Consider the following 19,072-nt stretch of genomic DNA (forward strand, 5'->3'; position numbering starts at 1 on the left):
GACCGCTCAGTCCTCGGAGTCGAGAGCGGAGTCGGCCTCGAGCGGGCCGCGGAAGCTGCGGGCCTCCTCGGCGCGGGCCGCGAGCCGTGCGTCGGCGGGATACTCGACCTCCTCCAGGGTGAGGCCGTGAGCCGGCATCACCTTGACGCGCGGGTCGCGGGTGCGTGCGCCGAGCACCCGGGCCATCCAGGCCGGCTCGTGGCGTCCCTCGCCGACCGCGGTGAGGGCGCCCATCAGCGAGCGCACCATCGAGTGGCAGAAGGCGTCGGCGACGACGGTCGTCTCGACGATCCGGGAGTCGGTCCGGCGCGTGGTGAGCTGCTGGAGCGTGCGGATCGTGGTGGCGCCCTCACGGCGACGGCAGAAGGCCGCGAAGTCGTTCTCTCCGAGCACGCCCACCGCTGCGTCGTTCATCGCGGAGACGTCGAGCGGCCGCGGGTGGTGGACGATGTGGTTGCGGTGCAGCGGGTCGGGCCCGCTCGGCAGGTCCCACAGCCGGTACACGTAGCGGCGTCGCATCGCGGAGAATCTCGCGTCGAAGCCCTCGGGTGCCGCGGCGAGCGCCCGCACGACCACGTCGTCGGGCAGGGCCCGGTCGAGCCGGCGGACCAGCGGCTCCGGATCGAGCTCGAGGTCGTCGGGCAGGTCGACGTGCGCCACCTGCCCGCGGGCGTGGACGCCGGTGTCGGTGCGTCCGGCGACCGTCAGCCGGGCGGGCTCGTCGAGCCGCAGCACCAGCGTCAACGCGTCCTCGACCGTCTGCTGGACCGAGGGGTGGTCGGGCTGTCGGGCCCAGCCGCGGTACGCAGAGCCGTCGTAGGCCAGGTCGAGTCTCACGCGCACCCGCACACCGTACCCGGCGGGGCGCCCGACGCGACGACGCCGTCCCGCCGCGTGCGGCGGGACGGCGTCGTACGGAGGGTGCCGGCGGTGCCGGTCAGGCCCAGCGCTGCTCGCGCGGGGTGAAGGTGAGCTGGCGGCCCCCGGTGTAGATCTGCTTCGGGCGGGCGATCTTCTGCTCCTTGTCGTCGACGAGCTCGACCCACTGGGCCAGCCAGCCGGCGGTCCGCGGGATCGCGAACAGGACGGTGAACATCTCCGGCGGGAACTGGAGCGCCTCGTAGATCAGGCCGGAGTAGAAGTCGACGTTCGGGTAGAGCTTGCGCTTGACGAAGTACTCGTCCTCGAGCGCGATCTTCTCGAGCTCCACGGCGATCTTGAGCAGCGGGTTGACCCCGGTGACCTCGAAGACGTCGTCGCAGGCCTTCTTGATGATCGTGGCGCGCGGGTCGTAGTTCTTGTAGACCCGGTGGCCGAAGCCCATCAGCCGCTCGTCGCCGGCCTTGACGCCCTCGATGAACGCGGGGACGTTGCTCACGTCGCCGATCCGGCGCAGCATCCGCAGGACCGCCTCGTTCGCGCCGCCGTGCAGCGGGCCGTACAGCGCGGCGATGCCGGCCGACAGCGAGGAGTACGGGTCGACCTGCGTGGACCCGACGGAGCGCACGGCGTTGGCGGAGGCGTTCTGCTCGTGGTCCGCGTGCAGGATGAAGAGGATCTCGAGCGCCTTGGCCAGCCGCGGGTCGGCCTCGAACTTCGGCTCGCTCATCTTGAAGAGCATCGCGAGGAAGTTCTCGGCGTACGACAGGTCGTTGTCCGGGTAGACGTACGGCTTGCCCTGCGCGTGCCGGAAGGCCCAGGCGCCGAGCGTCGGCATCTTGGCGATCATCCGCACGATCTGGAGGTGCCGGACCTCCGGGTCGCTGATGTTGCGGGCCTCGGGGTAGAACGTCGAGAGGCCGCCGACTCCGGACAGCAGCATGCCCATCGGGTGCGCGTCGTAGCGGAAGCCCTGCATGAGGGACTTGATGTTCTCGTGGACGAACGTGTGGAACGTGATCTCGTGCTCCCACGCGTCGTACTGCTCCTTGGTGGGCAGCTCGCCGTTGATGAGCAGGTAGGCGACCTCGAGGTAGTTGGAGTGCTCGGCGAGCTGCTCGATCGGGTAGCCGCGGTACTCGAGGATCCCCTTCTCGCCGTCGATGAACGTCACCGAGCTCCGCGTCGATGCGGTGTTGGTGAAGCCGGGGTCGTACGAGACGAGGCCGGGCTCGTCTTCGGTCTTGCCGATCTTGCCGAGGTCGGCCGCTCGGATCGCCCCGTCGACGATCGGAACGGTGTACTCCTCGCCGGTCCGGTTGTCGCGGATCGAGAGGGACTCGTCGGGGACGGCGGGCGTGGCATCTGTCACGGGGAGATCTCCTTGCGCCGTGCGTGCGCATCGCGTCGATGCGATTGCTCGAATCGTTGGCCCGAGGGTGATGGACCACCTTCCAACCTAAGCGGTCACCGTGATCGCGGTGAAGTCGGGTCCCAGGAATCGGTCGTCCGGGGATCTCTTGCCGCGCTCCCGTACACTGGACGGCGGTGCGCGGACGTACGTGCACCACGCCGCGCAGCGGCGAAGGATGACGGGGCCCGTTTTGACCGGGCGCCCGACCGCCCGTTATTCTTGTACGTCGTTGTGCCTCGGCCTGCCCGAGCGCTGCGGACCCCGCCTCCGGCGAGGGCACGCAGCCCGGATGCCGACGAGGTGCACCATCAGACCCCATCCATCGTGAAGGTAGAACTAGCGTGCGCACGTACAGCCCGAAGCCCGGTGACGTCGACCGCCGGTGGCACGTCATCGACGCAGAAGACGTGGTGCTCGGACGACTGGCCGTCCAGACCGCGACCCTGCTTCGCGGCAAGCACAAGCCGACGTTCGCCCCGCACGTCGACAACGGCGACTTCGTCGTCATCGTCAACGCCGAGAAGGTCGCCCTGACCGGCAACAAGCGTGAGGACAAGCTCGCCTACCGCCACAGCGGCTACCCGGGCGGGCTCAAGCAGGTCGCCTACGGTGACCTGCTCGACAAGGACCCGCGCAAGGCGATCGAGAAGGCGGTCTGGGGCATGCTCCCCAAGAACCGGCTGGGCCGCTCGCTGATGAAGAAGCTCAAGGTGTACGCCGGCCCGGAGCACCCGCACGCCGCGCAGCAGCCGCAGTCGTTCGAGATCAAGCAGATCTCGCAGTAGGCCCCAGGAAGTAGTGAGGATCAACGTGGCCGAGTCCAGCACCGACACCGTGACCGACGGCGAGTTCGCCGCGAACGCCGAGGGTGTCGCCTACACCTCCGAGAGCGCGCCGAGCGCCGAGTCTGCGGCGCGCTCGTCGATCATCGCGCCGGCAGCCGCCACCGGTCGCCGCAAGGAGGCCGTCGCCCGCGTGCGGATCGTCCCCGGCACGGGCGTCTGGACGGTCAACGGCAAGCCGCTGGAGGAGTACCTCCCGAACAAGCTGCACCAGCAGATCGCCAAGGAGGCCGTCGCGACCACCGGTCTCGGCGAGGCCTTCGACGTGATCGCCCGCGTCACCGGCGGCGGCATGACCGGCCAGGCCGGCGCGCTGCGCCTCGGCGTCGCCCGCGCCCTGAACGCGGTCGACGAGGAGACCAACCGTCCGACGCTCAAGAAGGCCGGGCTGCTCACGCGCGACGCCCGCGCCAAGGAGCGCAAGAAGGCCGGCCTCAAGAAGGCCCGCAAGGCCCCGCAGTACAGCAAGCGCTGATCGGCGGCCGCGCCGTGGGCCGGATCTTCGGAACCGACGGTGTCCGGGGGGTCGCGAACACCGACCTCACCGCGGAGCTGGCTCTGGACCTGGCGGCAGCAGCCGCCCACGTCCTGGGCGAGACCGGTGCCTTCGCCGACCAGCGGCCGACCGCAGTCGTGGCCCGCGACCCGCGCGCCTCGGGGGAGTTCCTCGAGGCCGCGGTGGTCGCGGGTCTCGCGTCTGCGGGGGTCGACGTCCATCTGCTCGGGGTCGTCCCGACCCCGGGTGCCGCCTATCTGACGGCGGCGCTCGCCGCCGACATGGGCGTGATGATCTCGGCGAGCCACAACCCGATGCCGGACAACGGCATCAAGTTCCTCGCCCGCGGCGGGCTCAAGCTCGACGACGCGATCGAGGACGAGATCGAGCGCCGGCTCGAGCAGCCCTGGCGTCGCCCGACCGGGGCCGCCGTCGGGCGGATCGGGGACAGCTCGACGGCGCTCTCGACGTACGCCCGCCATCTCGTCGGAGCGGCGGGGGAGCGGCTCGACGGTCTGACGGTCGTCCTCGACTGCGCGAACGGTGCGGCGTCGGTGGTCGGTCCGCGGGTCTTCCGTGAGCTCGGCGCCGAGGTCGTCGCGATCCACGCCGAGCCGGACGGGCTCAACATCAACGACGCCTGCGGCTCGACCCACCCCGAGGACCTGCGGGCCGCCGTGCTCGCCCACGGGGCGGACGCCGGGTTCGCCTTCGACGGCGACGCGGATCGCTGCCTCGCCGTGGACGCCTCCGGCGTGCTGGTCGACGGCGACCAGATCCTCGCGCTGCTCGCGACCGCGATGGCCGAGCAGGGGCGACTCGCCGACGGGACCGTGGTGGCGACCGTGATGTCCAACCTCGGCTTCGTCCAGGCGATGGAGCGCTCCGGGATCACCGTGGTGCAGACGGCGGTCGGCGACCGCTACGTGCTGGAGGCGATGCGTGACCACGGCTTCAACCTCGGTGGCGAGCAGTCGGGTCACGTGATCCTGAGCGACCACGCGACGACGGGCGACGGGGTGCTGACGGCCCTCACGGTCGCGGCACGGATGGTCTCGACGGGACGGAGCCTCGCCGACCTCGCCGGGGTGATGCGGCACCTGCCGCAGGTCCTCGTCAACGTGCCGGGCGTCGACAAGGCCCGCGCCGGGACGCATCCCGCGGTGGTCGAGGCGGTCGCGGACGCGACCGAGCTGCTCGGCGGCACCGGGCGGGTCCTGCTGCGGCCGTCAGGGACCGAACCGCTCGTGCGGGTGATGGTCGAGGCCGAGTCCGACGAGCAGGCCCGGGCCGTGGCGCACCGGCTCGCCGCGGTGGTCGAGGCCGAGCTCGCGCTCTGACCGCTCCGCAGAAACCCGGTGGCACCGGCGCTCCTCGGCGACCTAGCCTCAGGTCGTGAGCGTCCGCGAGATCGATCCGTCCGACGACGCCGCGCTGCGGTCCTACGTCGCGATCGACGCGGCGGACGCGCAGGCGCGGCCGTACGGCGCGGCGTGGACGTTCGAAGAGCTGCGCGTGACCGCGCGCAGACACGACCCGTGGGTCGAGCACCGGTGGCTGCTCGCCACCGACGGTGGCGCGCCGGTGGCGTCCGCCCACCTCGAGCTGCCGCTGCGCGACAACACCGACACCGTCTGGGTCTCGCTGGCGGCGGTTCCCGGGACCCGCCGCATGCTGGAGCGACTGTGCGACCACGCCTTCGCGATCGCGGCGGATGCGGGGCGGACGCTCGTGGAGGTCCAGGCGCTCGCGGATGGGGACGGGCAGCTGTGGGGCCTCCTCTCCGGTCGCGGGCTCGAGGTGGGGCTCGTGAACGCCCACCGGGTGCTCGACCTGCCGCCCGACCGCGCTGCCCTGGCGCGGATCGAGGACGAGACCGCACCCTGGCGGACGGCGTACGAGCTGCGGTCCTGGTCCGGGGCCTGTCCGCCCGACCTGGTCGAGGCGTGGGCGGGGTTGCGGGCGGTGCTCGTGCTGGAGGCGCCGAGCGGCGACCACGAGTACGAGGCGGAGGACTTCACGCCCGAGCGGATCCGGCACGAGGAGGCCGAGCTCGTCGCGCAGCAGCGGCAGTCGTTCGTGACGGTGGCCGTGCGCGACGGGACGGCGATCGCCCACAGCCAGCTGATCGTGCCCGGGACGGACCCCGTCAACGCCTACCAGTGGGACACGATCGTGCTGCCGGCGCACCGCGGGCACCGCCTGGGACTCGCGCTGAAGGCCCGCAACCTCGCCGAGGCGGCGGCGGCGCTGGAGCCGCGCCGGGTCCTGCACACCTGGAACGCAGAGGACAACGCGCCGATGATCGCGGTGAACGAGGCGATGGGGTTCCGCCTGGTCGAGCGGGAGGCGCTGTTCCGGCTACGCCTGTGAGCGCCGGAGCGACCCCGGGTGGCGCGTCAGGGAGCCGAGCGGCCCGTGGCGCGCTCGTCCGGCTCGGACGACGGCGTCACGATGCGCCGAGTCAGCAGGACGCCCCAGCCCGCCGCGAGGAAGAACATCACCAGGCCGTAGACGGCGGCCGGGACCGAGATCTCGGTGTCGTCGAGGACCTCGACGGCGACGTAGATCGCCAGCGTCGCGTTGTGGACGCCGATCTCGAACGACGACGCGATCGCCTGGCGGTCGCTGACCCCGGCAGCCCGCGGGACGACGAAGCCGACCACCAGGCTGATCACGCAGAACACGATCGCGACGACGCCGATCCGGGTCGCGTAGTCGACGACGTTGCCGCGCTGGTCGACGAGGATCCCGAGCACCAGCACGGCGAGGATCACGGCGGAGGCGGTGCGGACCGGCCGGTCGGCCGCAGCCGCGAACGCAGGACGCGCCCGACGCACGAGCATGCCGAGGGCGACCGGGACGAGGACCACCGCGAACACCTCCAGCACCTTCCGGAACTGCAGCGAGACCTCGTCGGACGCGTCGTACCAGGCGATCGCGAGGTTGGTCACCACGGGCAGGGTCACGATCGCGACGATCGAGTTGATGGCGGTCAAGGAGACGTTCAGCGCGACGTCGCCCCGGAACAGGTGGCTGAAGAGGTTCGCGCTGGTGCCGCCGGGCGACGCCGCCAGCAGCATCATCCCGATCCCGAGCGCCGCCGGGAGGTCGGCGACGACCACGAGGGCGAAGCACACGGCCGGGAGCAGCAGGAGCTGGCAGGCGAGTGCCACGACCACGGCGCGGGGATGACGGCCGACCCGGCGGAAGTCGTCGAGCGTCAGCGACAGACCGAGCCCGAACATGATGATGCCGAGCGCGACCGGCAGGCCGACCGTGGTGAGCGCTGAGTCCATCGCTGAACACTAGAGGTGACCCGGGCCACAGCGGAAGTGGTGTGCACCCGGGTGCGGCCTCAGAGCTTGCGCAGCCGGACCCACCGGACGGAGTGGTCGGCGTCCTTGCGGAGCACGAGCGTGGCGCGACCGCGGGTCGGCTCGATGTTCTCCTTGAGGTTGGGGCCGTTGATCGAGTCCCACAGCAGACCCGCCTGGGCGACCGCCTGCTCCTCCTCCAGCCCGGAGTACCGGGTGAAGTACGACTCCGGGTCCCGGAACGCGGTCTCCCGCAGCCGCAGGAAGCGCTCGACGTACCACCGCCGGATGTCGCGGCGGGTCGCGTCGACGTACACCGAGAAGTCGAAGAAGTCGCTGATCGCGAGGCCGGGTCGGCCGTCGCCGCGGGTCCGGGCGGGCTGGAGGACGTTGAGCCCCTCCACCAGGACGATGTCAGGCCGATTCAGCTGCACCGTCTCGTCGGTGCGGTCGTAGGTGAGGTGGGAGTAGACCGGGGCCTCGACCTCCTCGCGACCCGACTTCACCGCCATCACGAAGCGCAGGAGCGCCTTGCGGTCGTACGACTCGGGGAAGCCCTTGCGCTCCAGCAGCCCGCGGCGCTCCAGCTCCGCGTTGGGCAGCAGGAAGCCGTCGGTGGTGACCAGCTGGACGTTGCTGTGCTGGTCGTGCTTGGCGAGCAGCTCCCGCAGCAGCCGCGCCGTGGTCGACTTGCCGACGGCGACCGAGCCCGCGATCCCGATCACGTACGGGGTGCGCTGGGGCTGGGGCCGGCCGAGGAAGGTCTCGGTGCTGCGGTACAGGGCGCCGGCGAAGCGGACCCGCATCGAGATCAGCTGGGTCAGGGGGAGGTAGACCTGGCGGACCTCCTCGAGGTCCAGCTCGTCGCCGAGGCCGCGGACCTTGTCGATCTCGTCCTGGGTGAGGGGCTGGGGCGCGTCGCCCGCCAGGTCCGCCCACGCGCTGCGGTCCAGCTCGACGTAGGGGGAGGTGTCGCCGGAGCCCGGCTGCGTGACCGACATGGACCCATTGTTGCGGTCGGGTCCCGTACCCGACCTCGGTACCCTGGACTCCATGTGCGGAATCGTGGGATACGTAGGTCCTCGCCCGGCGCTCGACGTGATCGTCTCGGGCCTGCGGCGCCTGGAGTACCGCGGGTACGACTCGACCGGCGTCGCGCTCGTCGTGGACGGCGCGATGGCGGTCGCGAAGAAGCAGGGCAAGCTCGCGAACCTCGACAAGGAGCTGTCCAACCATCCCCTCCCCGCGTCCTCGACGGGGATCGGCCACACCCGGTGGGCGACCCACGGGCCGCCGAGCGACGAGAACGCCCACCCCCACGTGTCCGCCGACCACCGGGTCGCCGTCGTCCACAACGGCATCATCGAGAACTTCGCCGAGCTGCGCGCCGAGCTGCTGACCGACGGCTACGAGTTCGCCTCGGAGACCGACACGGAGGTCGTCACCCACCTGGTCGCGCGCGAGCTCGCGGCGGGAGCGGACCTGCCCGAGGCCGTACGCCGGGCCTGCCGCCGCCTCGAGGGGGCGTTCACGCTCGTGATCGCGGACGGCGCCGACCCCGAGCGGGTCGTCGGGGCCCGGCGCAACTCGCCGCTCGTCGTGGGCCGCGGGGACGGCGAGAGCTTCCTCGCCTCCGACGTCGCGGCGTTCATCGAGCACACTCGCGAGGCGGTCGAGCTGGGCCAGGACCAGGTCGTCACGATCACGCGGGACGCCATCGACGTCACCGACTTCGACGGCGCACCGGCTCCGACGACCGACTACCACGTGGACTGGGACGCCGCCGCCGCCGAGAAGGGCGGCTACGACTGGTTCATGCTCAAGGAGATCGACGAGCAGCCCCGGGCGGTCGCCGACACGCTGCTCGGCCGGCACGACGCGCGCGGTCGACTCGTGCTGGACGAGATGCGGCTGAGCGACGGCGAGCTGCGCGACATCGACAAGATCGTCGTGATCGGCTGCGGCACCGCGTCGTACGCCGGGCTGGTCGCGAAGTACGCGATCGAGCACTGGACGCGGATCCCGTGCGAGGTGGAGCTGGCCTCGGAGTTCCGCTACCGCGACCCCATCGTGAGCCGCTCGACGCTGGTCGTGGCGATCAGCCAGTCGGGCGAGACCGCGGACACGCTCCAGGCGATCCGGCACGCGCGCCACCAGGGCGCGAAGGTGCTGGCGATCTGCAACACCAACGGCTCGACGATCCCGCGGGAGTCCGACGCGGTGATCTACACCCACGCCGGTCCGGAGATCGCGGTCGCGTCGACGAAGGGGTTCCTGACCCAGATCGTCGCCTGCTACCTGCTGGGCCTCTACCTCGCGCAGGTCCGCGGCACGAAGTTCGGCGACGAGATCGCCTCGACGGTCTCCGAGCTCCAGCGGCTGCCGGAGGGGGTCCAGGAGGTGATCGGGGCCGCCGGCCAGGTCCGGACGCTCGCGCGCGACCTCGCCGACCACCGCACGTTCCTCTTCCTCGGGCGGCACGTCGGCTACCCGGTCGCGCTCGAGGGCGCGCTCAAGCTGAAGGAGCTGGCCTACCTGCACGCCGAGGGGTTCGCCGCCGGCGAGCTCAAGCACGGCCCGATCGCCGTGATCGAGCCGGGGCTGCCGGTCTTCGTGATCGTCCCGCCGCGCGGGCGCGACCAGCTGCACGAGAAGGTCGTCAGCAACATCCAGGAGATCCGGGCGCGCGGGGCGCGCACGATCGTCCTGGTCGAGCACGGCGACGACTCGGTGCTGCCGTACGCCGACGAGGTGATCCGGCTCCCGAAGGCGATGACCCTGCTGCAGCCGGTGCTCGCGGCGGTCCCGCTGCAGATCTTCGCCGCCGAGCTCGCGACGGCGCTCGGCCACGACGTCGACCAGCCGCGCAACCTGGCCAAGTCCGTCACCGTCGAGTGAGGTCGCCGCGATGCTGAGGGCGCACCGATGCTGAGAGCGCACACCGTCTCCGACGTCCGGGCGGCCGAGGCCGCCCTGATGGCGCGGACGGAGCCGGGTGCGCTGATGCACCGGGCCGCCGCCGGCCTCGCGGGATTCGTGCGCGAGACAGCGCCCCCGCAGGTCCCCGTGGTCTTCCTGGTCGGCACGGGCGACAACGGTGGTGACGCGCTGTACGCCGCAGCCGAGCTGGCGCGCGAGCGGGTGGTCGCGTGCGCCGTCGTCGACCAGTCCCAGGCCCACCGCGGCGGGATGGAGGCGGCGTACGCCGCGGGCTGCCGGTTCGTGGGCTCGACCCACGGCTATCCGGTCGTGGTCGACGGGGTGGTCGGCATCGGCGGCCGACCCGGGTTGCGCGGGCCGGCCGAGGGGTGGCGTGCCGAGATCGAGGCCGACCGGCCGTACGTCGTCGCCGTCGACGTCCCGAGCGGGGTCGACGTCGACGGCGCACGGGTGCCCGAGGCGTTCCTGCCGGCGGACGCGACCGTGACCTTCGGGACCTTCAAGAACGCGCTGCTGGTCGACCCCGCCGCGCAGTGGGCGTCTCGCGACGGGCTCGCACGGCTGGTCGACATCGGACTCGGCCCGTACCTCCCTCGGCCGTCGCTCGAGGCCCTCGAGGTCACCGACACCGAGATGCTGATGCGGGTTCTGCGACCGACGCTGGCGGGGCGTTCGGGTGGACCCGTGCACAAGTACACCCGCGGCGTCGTCGGCGTGGCAGCCGGATCGAGCCGCTACGCCGGGGCGGCGATGCTGTGCGTGGCGGGAGCGCGCGCCGGGGCTGCGGGCATGGTCCGGTTCCTCGGCGAGGACGACCTGGCCCGGCGGGTGGTCGACCGGTACCCCGAGGTCGTCGCCCACACCGATCCCGCCGAGGCCGGACGCGTGCAGGCCTGGGTGGTCGGGTCGGGCGGCGGCGAGGCGGCCGGAGCGCGGCTCGAGCGGGCCCTGGGCGACCGGGTCCCGGTCGTCGTCGACGCCGATGCGCTGGCCCACCTCCCGGAGACCGTGGAGGTCCCGGCACTCCTGACCCCGCACGCGGGTGAGCTGGCCACGATGCTGGGAGTCGACCGCGACGCCGTGGAGGCCGATCCGCTCGGGCACGTCCGGACGGCCGCGCAGCGCTGGCGCACGACCGTGCTGCTCAAGGGCGCGCGCACCCTGGTCGCGCACCCGGACGCCCCCGTACGGGTCAACCTGACCGGGACCCCGTGGCTCGCGACCGCCGGTGCCGGTGACGTGCTCGCCGGCCTCGCCGGATCGTTCCTCGCGGCCGGAGCCCACCCCCTCGACGCGGGGTCGCTGGCCGCCTTCGTGCACGGGGCGGCGGCCACCGCGGCCTCGGGCGGTGGGCCGGTGACGGCGGGAGCGGTCGCCGAGGCGATCGGACCGGTCGTCACCGCGTGGCGCAACGGCACGCTGGCGGCCTCGGCGGTCCGCGACTGGAGGACCGCGTGAGCGCTCCGGCCGAGGCGGTCGTCGATCTCGACGCGTACCGCGCGAACCTCGCACGGCTGCGAGGCGCTGCACCGACCGCGGCGCAGATGGCGGTCGTGAAGGCCGACGGCTACGGCCACGGGGCGGTGACGATGGCGCGTGCCGCCCTCGAGGCGGGTTCTGAGTGGCTCGGTGTCGCCACGGTGGAGGAGGCGGTGCGCCTGAGATCGGCCGGTGTCGACGGTCCGGTGCTGGCGTGGCTGTGCCCGGCGGGCGCGGACCTCGGCCCCGCGATCGACGCCGGGGTGGACGTCGCAGCGGGGTCGGTCGAGCAGCTCGACGCGGTGCTGGCCGCGCCCGCGAGACGGCGGCCTCGCGTCCACCTGAAGGTCGACACCGGGATGGCGCGAGGCGGGGTCCGGGGTGCCGACCTGAGCGCGCTGATCGCCGCGGCCGCCCGCGCGCACCACGGCGCGCGGATCGAGGTCGTCGGGATCTTCTCGCACCTCGCGTGCGCCGACGAGCCGGGCTCGCCGGTCAACGCCGAGCAGCGCACGGCGTTCGACGCGGCGGTGGCCGAGCTCGCCGCCGCCGGGATCACCGACGTGCTCCGACACCTCGCGAACTCCGCGGCGACGCTCGTCGACCCCGCCGCGCACCACGACCTCGTGCGGGTCGGGATCGCCACCTACGGGATCAGCCCGGGCGAGGCTCTCGGCGCGCCGGAGGACCTGGGCCTGCAGGCGGTGATGACGCTGCGCAGCGCGCTCGCGCTGGTCCGTCGCGTCCCCGCGGGGACGGGCGTCTCGTACGGTCACACCTTCGTCACGCAGCGGCCGACGACGCTGGGCCTGGTGCCGATCGGCTACGGCGACGGCGTGCTCCGGGCCGCCTCGAACACCGCCGAGGCGCTGGTGGCCGGCACCCGGGTGCGCGTCGCCGGCCGGGTGTGCATGGACCAGCTCGTGCTGGACCTCGGGGACCTGGACGTGCGACGGGGCGAGGAGGTCGTCCTGTTCGGCTCTGCGGGGCGGGGCGAGCCGACCGCGGAGGACTGGGCCCGGGCGGCGGGGACGATCGGCTACGAGGTCGTCACTAGGCTGGGGGGACGGATCGTGCACCGTTACCTCGGTGCACCCTGAGGAGGCAGGATGGATTGGCGCACCGTCGCCAAGCTGGGCGCCGTGGCCGCCGGCACCGCGATCGCGGCCGGCACGGCCGTCGGCGCGGTCGGGGTGGCCACCGATCGGCGACGGGCTCGCCGCCGCGCGCGCCGCGGCGAGGACGTGGCGTTCGGCAGCCTGCACGCCTCGGGTCGCCGGGTCGTCAGCGACGACGGCGTCGGGTTGCACGTCGAGGTCGACGACGGCCCGACCGACGCCCCGACGATCGTCTTCGTGCACGGCTGGGTCCTCGACCTGAACTGCTGGCACTACCAGCGCGCGGCGCTGCGCGGCGAGGCCCGGATGGTCTTCTACGACCAGCGGGTCCACGGCCTGTCCGACGACAGCCCGGCCGACGACTGCACCCTCGAGCAGCTCGGGCGCGACCTGCGTGCGGTGATCGAGGCGGCCGCCCCCGAGGGTCCGCTGATCCTGGTCGGCCACTCGATGGGCGGGATGAGCGTGATGTCGTTCGCCGCGCAGTTCGGTGACGTGATGGCCGAGCGGGTCGTCGGGGTGGTCCTGATGGGGACGAGCGCCGGCAACCTGGTGGGCCGGGCCACGCCGCTCGGCCGGATCTCGCCGCTGCTGCCCGCGCTGCTGCCCGTCCTCGGTCGGCGTCGGCGCTTCGACACGTTCGCGCTGACCCGCAGGTGGGCGGTCGGCCCCGACGCGGAGGCGGTCTACGCCGACATGACCGACGAGATGCTCGCGGCGGCGCGGCCGCGTGCGTACATCGACTTCGCGAGCAGCTTCCTCGACCTCGACCTGTACGCGTCGTTGGCAGCGATGCCGCACAAGCGTACGGTCGTGATCGGGGGGACGGCCGACAAGCTGACCCCGATGAGGCACTCCGAGCGGCTCGCCGAGCAGATCGACGACGCCGACCTCGTGGTGCTCGAAGGATCCGGACACATGATGATGCTGGAACGGCACGCCGACGTGACGGAGCGGCTCACCGAGCTGTGGGAGGACGCGCAGGCGTGACCACGACCGCGATGCCCAACTTCCATGCGTTGAACGTCTTCGACGCGACGCCCGACCGAGCTGCCGACGTGCTCGCCGTGATCCGCCGGTCGTTCGGCGCGCGGCCGCAGCTCGACCCGCCGTCGACCGCGATGGACGAGACCGAGGCGACCGTGCGCACGGCCCTGGAGACCGGCGGCGGCCTGATCGTGGAGCGGCGCGGCAAGCCGATCGGCGCCATGCTGTACGACGAGTCCCGCCCGGGCCTGCTCGGCTTCCGCCGGGTCGCGGTCGACCCCGACCACCAGGACCGCGGCGTCGCGTCGGCGATGGTCGGCGTCGCCGAGGACACCGCCGAGGAGCGCGGTCTCGACGGCGTGTGGCTCGACGTGCGCGCGGAGCTCCCCGAGAACGTCACGTTCTGGACCCGTCGCCGCTACCACCCGGTGACCCGGGACGGCAACACGATCGAGTTCGGCAAGTCGCTGTGGCTGGCCCGCGAGCTGCTGACCGCCGAGCACGCGCAGGAGTTCGGCCGGTCTCTCGCCGCCCTGCTGAGAGCCGGCGACCTCGTGGTGATGTCGGGGCCGCTCGGCGCGGGCAAGACGACGCTGACGCAGGGGATCGGCGACGGTCTCGGCGTCCGCGGGCCGATCACCTCGCCGACCTTCGTGCTGGCGCGGGTCCACCCGAGTCTCACGGACGGCCCGCCGCTCGTGCACGTCGACGCGTACCGCCTGAACGGCGCGATCGAGCTGGACGACCTCGACCTCGATGCGTCGGTCGACGACGCCGTGACGGTCGTCGAGTGGGGCAGCGGCGTCGCGGAGCAGCTCAGCGACTCGTGGCTGGAGGTCCGGCTCGAGCGTCGCGCCGCGACCGTGCTCGACCCTCTGGGGGCCGAGGCGCTCGACCGTGACGACGTCGACGACCACGACGTCCGGCTGGTCACCGTGAAGCCGCACGGCCCGCGCTGGGCGCGGGTTCCGTTGCGGTCACGGCTGCTGGAGCCGGAAGCCGTCGTCTCGTCGGTCGTGGCCCGCGGTCTGGGTGATGTCGGCGCAGGTTGACGGCGTAGGGTGGCTCCGATGCTGATCCTGGCGCTCGACACCGCGACCCCCGTCACCACGGTGGCGGTGCACGACGGCGCGTGCGTGCTGGCGTCGGTCGCCCGGCCCGGCGCGACGAGTCACGGCGAGCTGCTCGCGCCGGCGATCGAGCAGGCGCTGCAGGAGGCCGACGTCGACGGCCGTGACGTCACCGACGTCGCGGTGGGGGTCGGGCCCGGACCGTTCACCGGCCTGCGGGTCGGCGTCGTGACCGCGCGGACGCTCGGCGTCTCGTGGGGGGCGCGGGTGCACGGCGTCTGCACCCTCGACGTCCTCGCCTCCCAGGTGGCTGCGGCCGTGCCCGTCGACGGCCCGTTCGTCGTGGCGACCGACGCCCGCCGGCGCGAGGTCTACTGGGCCGAGTACGCCCCGGACGGTGCGCGGATCGCGGGGCCGGACGTGGCTCGTCCCGCCGACCTGGCGGGGCGCTTCTCAGCCGCCACGCGCTTCGTCGGGCGGGGCGCGCAGCTCTACGCCGACGTGCTCGATCCGATCGACGGCCCGGAGGATCCCGACGCCGCTGCGTTGGCCGCGCTCGTCGCGTCCGGCGCGGCGGTCGAGGTGGGGCTCGAGCCGCTGTACCTGCGTCGACCGGACGCCACCCCACCGGGTGAGCGGAAGCGCGCCTCGTGATCGCGCGCGCGTCCGCGGAGCACGCCGAGACGATCACCGAGATCGAGCAGGCATGCTTCGGCGCGGACGCGTGGAGCGCACCCCAGGTCACCGACGAGATCGGCCGGCCGACGCGGACCGTGCTGGTGGCCACCGTCGACGGCGACGTCGTCGGGTACGCGAGCGTGCTGGTGGTCGCCGGCACGGCCGAGCTCGTCCGGATCGCGGTGGTCCCGGCGCGGCGTCGGCGCGGGGTCGCGACGCGGCTGATGGACGCGGTGCTGCAGGTCGCCCACGACGCGGGCGCGGACGAGGTGCTGCTGGAGGCAGCAGCGGACAACGACGCGGCGCTCGCGTTGTACGGTCGACACGGATTCACCCGCACCACGGTGCGGCGGGGGTACTACCACGGGGGCAAGGACGCGGTGATGATGCGGCACCGGACGGTGCCGGAGAGGACGGTCTGATGTTCCGCGTGCACAGCGGGGCCCCCTGGGAGCAGCAGTACGGCTACGCGCGCGCCATCGCGTACGGCCCGAACGTCTCGGTGGCGGGCACGACGGCGACGGTCAACGGCAAGGTGATCGGGGTCGGCGACCCGTACGTCCAGACGATGGTGGCCTTCGGGATCGCGCTGGACGCGGTCCGGCAGTGCGGCCTCGACTCGGTCCACGTGGTGCGCAGCCGGATGTACATCACCGACATGAAGTACGCCGACGACGTCGGTCGCGCCCACCAGGAGCTGTTCGGTGGTACGCCTCCTGTGGCGACGATGGTGGAGGTCTCGGCCCTGGCCCATCCCGACCATCTGGTGGAGGTCGAGCTCGAGGCCTACGCCGAGCGCTGACGCACCGGCGGCCCTGACCGGACGGCGGCCCCGAAGGCCTGGCTAGGCTGGGCGGATGCGAGACCTCACGTACCCGCCGGTGGTGCTGACCGCCAAGACCCTGTTCCGGCTGCGCGGGTGGAGGTTCTCGATCACGGGGACCGAGCACGTCCCGCGGGCCGGTGGTGCCGTGCTCGCCTGCAACCACATCGGGTACGCCGACTTCGTCTTCGACGGCCTGGCCGCGCAGCCGGCCAAGCGCCTCGTGCGGTTCATGGCGAAGAAGGAGGCGTTCGACCATCCCGTCGGCGGACCGATCCTGCGCTCGATGCACCACATCCCGGTGGACCGCAGCGCCGGCGCCGACTCGCTGGACGCGGCGGTCGACTACTGCCGGCGCGGCGAGATCGTGGGGATCTTCCCGGAGGCGACGATCAGCCGCTCGTACGAGATCAAGGACGTCAAGAGCGGGGCCGTGCGGATCGCGGCGCAGGCGGGGGTGCCGCTGATCCCGGTCGTGGTGTTCGGGACGCAGCGCGTGACCACGAAGGGGCACGGCCTCGCGCTCCCGTGGCGGCTGCCGATCGCGATCTCCGTCGGCCCGCCGATGCACCCCGACGGCTCGGACCCCGACGCACAGACCGCGCAGATGCGCGACGCGATGGTGCGTCTGCTGGACGAGACGCTCCAGCGCTACCCCGACGACCCGGCCGGCCAGTGGTGGGCGCCGGCACGGATCGGTGGCACGGCGCCGACGCCGCAGGAGGCGCAGCGCCTGGACACCGAGGAGCGCGCGGCCCGCGCCGCCCGGAAGGCCGAGCGCGACGGCTGATCCCCTTCGCGCTGTGTGCCACCAGCCCGGAATCTGAGCGCGGAGACTCGTGCTGACGTCACACGGCGCGACGCCGACGGCTCAACGGCGGGGGGCGAACGTCGAGTACGAGTGCCCGGCCGGGTCCGCGAGCGCGTCGAGCGCGACGCGGTCCTCCTCGGACGGGATCCACTGCGCCGCCGCGGCGTTCGCGGCGATCTGCTCGGGTCGGGTCGCGCCGGCGATCACGCTGGAGACGGCCGGCTTCGCGACGAGCCCTCCGATCGCGACGTCCAGCATCGTGAGTCCCCGCTCGTCGGCGAACGTCCCGAGCGCCTCGATCCGGTCCCAGTCGGCCGCGGCGAGCCGCGCCGCCTGGGCGCCGTCAGCGAGCCGGCTCCCCTCGGGTGCCGCCTCGCCCCGGCGGTACTTGCCCGTCAGCAGGCCGTACGCGAGCGGGAAGTAGGGGATCAGTCCGACGCCCAGGTGCTCGCAGGCCGGTACCAGGTCGTCCTCGGCGGTGCGGTTGTAGAGCGAGTACTCGTTCTGGGCCGAGACGAACGACGTGGTCCCGGCGCTGCGGGCCGTCCACACCGCGTCGACCAGCTCCCAGGAACGCAGGTTGGAGCAGCCTGCGTAGCGGATCTTGCCGGCGCGCACGGCGTTGTCGAGGAACGCGAGCGTCTCGTCGATCGGCGTGACCCGGTCCGGCGTGTGCAGCTGGTACAGGTCGACGTGGTCGGTCCCCAGCCGCTCGAGGCTCGCGTCCAGCGCCCTGGTCAGGTAGCGACGCGAGGCGCGTGCGCCCCAGTCCGGGCCGTTGCGGCCCTGCATGTCCATGCCGCCCTTCGTGGCGACCACCACGTCGTCGCGACGCGACCCGAGCGCACGTCCCAGGATGACTTCGCTGGCGCCGAGCCCGTAGGTGTCGGCGGTGTCGAAGAAGGTGATCCCGGCCTCGAGCGCGGCCTCGACCACGGAGCGGGCCTGCGTCTCGTCGATCCGGGAGCCGAACGCGTTGCACCCGAGCCCGAGGACGGAGACCGACAGGCCGCTGTCGCCGAGCGGGCGGACGTGCATCTGAGTCATGCTCCCGACCGTACCGAGCCGCACCCGGAGCGGCGGTCGGGTTCCGTGTACCGGACGCGGCCGGCGCCTGGCACGATGGGGGAGTGAGTGCAGGTGAGCCGTTGGTCCTGGGGATCGAGTCGTCGTGCGACGAGACCGGCGTCGGGATCGTCCGAGGCCGGCGACTGCTGGCGAACGCCGTCGCGTCGAGCGTCGAGGAGCACGTCCGCTTCGGCGGCGTCGTCCCCGAGGTGGCGAGCCGGGCGCACCTCGAGGCGTTCGTCCCGATGCTCGAGAAGGCCCAGGCCGACGCGGGCGTCGCGGTCGAGGACGTCGACGCGATCGCGGTGACCTCGGGCCCCGGGCTGACCGGCGCGCTGCTGGTCGGGATCGCCGCCGCCAAGGCGCTCGCGATCGCCTACGACAAGCCGCTGTACGGCATCAACCACCTGGTCGCGCACGTCGCCGTCGACCGGCTGGAGCACGGCGAGCTGCCGAGCCCCACGGCGGCGCTGCTGGTCTCCGGCGGACACACCCACCTGCTGCTCGTCGAGGACGTCGCGACCGACGTCGTCATGATCGGCGAGACCATCGACGACGCCGCGGGCGAGGCGTTCGACAAGGTCGCGCGGCTGCTCGGGCTGCCGTACCCCGGGGGGCCGCAGATCGACCGCGCCGCCCGCGAGGGCGACGGCACGGCGATCGCCTTCCCTCGGGGCCTCACCGGTCCGCGTGACCTGGAGCGGCACCGCTACGACTTCTCGTTCTCGGGCCTGAAGAGTGCGGTGGCACGCCACGTCGAGCACGAGGAGCGGATGGGCCGCCCGGTCGCGGTGGCCGACGTCGCGGCGTCGTTCCAGGACGCGGTCTGCGACGTCCTGTCGGCGAAGGCCGTCAGGGCCTGCCTCGACCACGGTGCCGAGCACCTCGTCCTCGGCGGAGGGGTCGCGGCGAACGGCCGTCTCCGCGAGTACGTGCTGGACCGGGCCGGCGAGGCCGGCATCGAGGTCCGGATCCCCGCGCCGGTGCTGTGCACCGACAACGGCGCGATGGTCGCCTCGCTGGGAGCGGCGCTCGTGGCCCGCGGCGTCGCGCCGAGCGCGCTCGATCTGCCGGCGGACTCCTCCATGCCGGTCACCCAGGTCGTCGCCTGAGCGCTCGTCCGGCATACGGACAGGACGTGCTCTGGATC

At 72.8% G+C, this 19,072-nt stretch carries 19 protein-coding genes; 14 read left to right on the top strand and 5 right to left on the bottom strand.

Translation table 11 applies throughout. The features are described from left to right. Positions 1–6: 6 nt before the first annotated feature. Positions 7–843: a tRNA pseudouridine(38-40) synthase TruA gene (truA, locus tag CLV56_RS13035; protein ID WP_100415158.1), complete on the bottom strand. Its 837-nt coding sequence runs from the start codon at positions 841–843 to the stop codon at positions 7–9. A gap of 94 nt (positions 844–937) precedes the next feature. Next, complete coding sequence (locus CLV56_RS13040; protein WP_245857807.1) at positions 938–2,251, bottom strand: citrate synthase; 1,314 nt, start codon at positions 2,249–2,251, stop codon at positions 938–940. A gap of 383 nt (positions 2,252–2,634) precedes the next feature. Here CLV56_RS13040 and rplM point away from each other — a divergent pair, with 383 nt between their 5' ends. From rplM to CLV56_RS13060, 4 genes are read left to right on the top strand one after another with little or no spacing between them, the layout of a single operon-like run. Continuing rightward, on the top strand, positions 2,635–3,078 hold the full coding sequence (gene rplM / locus CLV56_RS13045; protein WP_039341933.1) for a 50S ribosomal protein L13: 444 nt from the start codon (positions 2,635–2,637) through the stop codon (positions 3,076–3,078). A 25-nt stretch (positions 3,079–3,103) separates the two neighbouring features. Further along, a complete protein-coding gene (gene rpsI / locus CLV56_RS13050; RefSeq protein WP_039342056.1) occupies positions 3,104–3,610 on the top strand; it encodes a 30S ribosomal protein S9 in 507 nt (168 codons plus the stop codon). Positions 3,611–3,624: 14 nt separating this feature from the next. After that, complete coding sequence (gene glmM / locus CLV56_RS13055) at positions 3,625–4,971, top strand: phosphoglucosamine mutase (RefSeq protein WP_039341936.1); 1,347 nt, start codon at positions 3,625–3,627, stop codon at positions 4,969–4,971. Between the two features lie 55 nt (positions 4,972–5,026). Beyond that, the gene (locus CLV56_RS13060) at positions 5,027–6,004 is read left to right on the top strand and encodes a GNAT family N-acetyltransferase (RefSeq protein ID WP_100414933.1); all 978 of its coding nucleotides are present in this window, start codon (positions 5,027–5,029) and stop codon (positions 6,002–6,004) included. Positions 6,005–6,030: 26 nt separating this feature from the next. Here the strand turns inward: CLV56_RS13060 and CLV56_RS13065 are convergent, their stop codons facing one another. Continuing rightward, a complete protein-coding gene (locus CLV56_RS13065; RefSeq protein ID WP_039341939.1) occupies positions 6,031–6,930 on the bottom strand; it encodes a bile acid:sodium symporter family protein in 900 nt (299 codons plus the stop codon). Between the two features lie 59 nt (positions 6,931–6,989). Continuing rightward, complete coding sequence (coaA, locus tag CLV56_RS13070; protein WP_039341942.1) at positions 6,990–7,949, bottom strand: type I pantothenate kinase; 960 nt, start codon at positions 7,947–7,949, stop codon at positions 6,990–6,992. 52 nt (positions 7,950–8,001) lie between these two features. Here coaA and glmS point away from each other — a divergent pair, with 52 nt between their 5' ends. The 9 genes from glmS to CLV56_RS13115 are packed head-to-tail and all read left to right on the top strand — an operon-like array spanning position 8,002 to position 16,833. Further along, on the top strand, positions 8,002–9,846 hold the full coding sequence (gene glmS / locus CLV56_RS13075) for a glutamine--fructose-6-phosphate transaminase (isomerizing) (RefSeq protein ID WP_039341944.1): 1,845 nt from the start codon (positions 8,002–8,004) through the stop codon (positions 9,844–9,846). A gap of 27 nt (positions 9,847–9,873) precedes the next feature. After that, a complete protein-coding gene (locus tag CLV56_RS13080) occupies positions 9,874–11,346 on the top strand; it encodes an NAD(P)H-hydrate dehydratase (protein WP_100414934.1) in 1,473 nt (490 codons plus the stop codon). After that, positions 11,343–12,467: an alanine racemase gene (gene alr / locus CLV56_RS13085; RefSeq protein WP_039342063.1), complete on the top strand. Its 1,125-nt coding sequence runs from the start codon at positions 11,343–11,345 to the stop codon at positions 12,465–12,467. Before CLV56_RS13080 ends, alr begins: the two co-directional genes overlap by 4 nt. Positions 12,468–12,476: 9 nt before the next feature. Further along, positions 12,477–13,475: an alpha/beta fold hydrolase gene (locus CLV56_RS13090; RefSeq protein ID WP_039341947.1), complete on the top strand. Its 999-nt coding sequence runs from the start codon at positions 12,477–12,479 to the stop codon at positions 13,473–13,475. Then, positions 13,472–14,524 (top strand): tRNA (adenosine(37)-N6)-threonylcarbamoyltransferase complex ATPase subunit type 1 TsaE, encoded by a 1,053-nt coding sequence (tsaE, locus tag CLV56_RS13095; RefSeq protein ID WP_245857810.1) that lies wholly within the window; start codon positions 13,472–13,474, stop codon positions 14,522–14,524. Before CLV56_RS13090 ends, tsaE begins: the two co-directional genes overlap by 4 nt. 18 nt (positions 14,525–14,542) lie before the next feature. Further along, the gene (tsaB, locus tag CLV56_RS13100; protein ID WP_039341950.1) at positions 14,543–15,196 is read left to right on the top strand and encodes a tRNA (adenosine(37)-N6)-threonylcarbamoyltransferase complex dimerization subunit type 1 TsaB; all 654 of its coding nucleotides are present in this window, start codon (positions 14,543–14,545) and stop codon (positions 15,194–15,196) included. After that, positions 15,193–15,642, top strand: coding sequence for a ribosomal protein S18-alanine N-acetyltransferase (rimI, locus tag CLV56_RS13105; RefSeq protein ID WP_039341953.1), 450 nt, complete (start codon positions 15,193–15,195; stop codon positions 15,640–15,642). Before tsaB ends, rimI begins: the two co-directional genes overlap by 4 nt. Next, positions 15,642–16,022, top strand: a complete 381-nt coding sequence (locus tag CLV56_RS13110; protein ID WP_039341956.1) for a Rid family hydrolase — start codon at positions 15,642–15,644, stop codon at positions 16,020–16,022. Before rimI ends, CLV56_RS13110 begins: the two co-directional genes overlap by 1 nt. Before the next feature lie 55 nt (positions 16,023–16,077). After that, a complete protein-coding gene (locus CLV56_RS13115) occupies positions 16,078–16,833 on the top strand; it encodes a lysophospholipid acyltransferase family protein (protein WP_039341957.1) in 756 nt (251 codons plus the stop codon). Between the two features lie 81 nt (positions 16,834–16,914). Here CLV56_RS13115 and CLV56_RS13120 read toward each other — a convergent pair whose 3' ends face one another. Beyond that, positions 16,915–17,901 (bottom strand): aldo/keto reductase, encoded by a 987-nt coding sequence (locus CLV56_RS13120; RefSeq protein WP_211288063.1) that lies wholly within the window; start codon positions 17,899–17,901, stop codon positions 16,915–16,917. Positions 17,902–17,984: 83 nt separating this feature from the next. On the opposite strand from CLV56_RS13120, the gene tsaD reads away from it, so the two are divergent. Then, positions 17,985–19,034: a tRNA (adenosine(37)-N6)-threonylcarbamoyltransferase complex transferase subunit TsaD gene (gene tsaD, locus CLV56_RS13125; RefSeq protein ID WP_039341960.1), complete on the top strand. Its 1,050-nt coding sequence runs from the start codon at positions 17,985–17,987 to the stop codon at positions 19,032–19,034. Positions 19,035–19,072 lie beyond the last annotated feature (38 nt).

It is taken from the genome of Mumia flava, assembly GCF_002797495.1.
GTDB lineage: Bacteria > Actinomycetota > Actinomycetes > Propionibacteriales > Nocardioidaceae > Mumia > Mumia flava.

Excerpts from the sequence above, each read along its gene's own strand:
- CLV56_RS13065 (WP_039341939.1), bottom strand. The coding sequence starts at position 6,930 with ATGGACTCAGCGCTCACCACGGTCGGCCTGCCGGTCGCGCTCGGCATC.
- coaA (WP_039341942.1), bottom strand. The coding sequence starts at position 7,949 with ATGTCGGTCACGCAGCCGGGCTCCGGCGACACCTCCCCCTACGTCGAG.
- glmS (WP_039341944.1), top strand. The coding sequence starts at position 8,002 with ATGTGCGGAATCGTGGGATACGTAGGTCCTCGCCCGGCGCTCGACGTG.
- CLV56_RS13080 (WP_100414934.1), top strand. The coding sequence starts at position 9,874 with ATGCTGAGAGCGCACACCGTCTCCGACGTCCGGGCGGCCGAGGCCGCC.
- CLV56_RS13090 (WP_039341947.1), top strand. The coding sequence starts at position 12,477 with ATGGATTGGCGCACCGTCGCCAAGCTGGGCGCCGTGGCCGCCGGCACC.
- tsaB (WP_039341950.1), top strand. The coding sequence starts at position 14,543 with ATGCTGATCCTGGCGCTCGACACCGCGACCCCCGTCACCACGGTGGCG.
- CLV56_RS13110 (WP_039341956.1), top strand. The coding sequence starts at position 15,642 with ATGTTCCGCGTGCACAGCGGGGCCCCCTGGGAGCAGCAGTACGGCTAC.
- CLV56_RS13115 (WP_039341957.1), top strand. The coding sequence starts at position 16,078 with ATGCGAGACCTCACGTACCCGCCGGTGGTGCTGACCGCCAAGACCCTG.
- CLV56_RS13120 (WP_211288063.1), bottom strand. The coding sequence starts at position 17,901 with ATGACTCAGATGCACGTCCGCCCGCTCGGCGACAGCGGCCTGTCGGTC.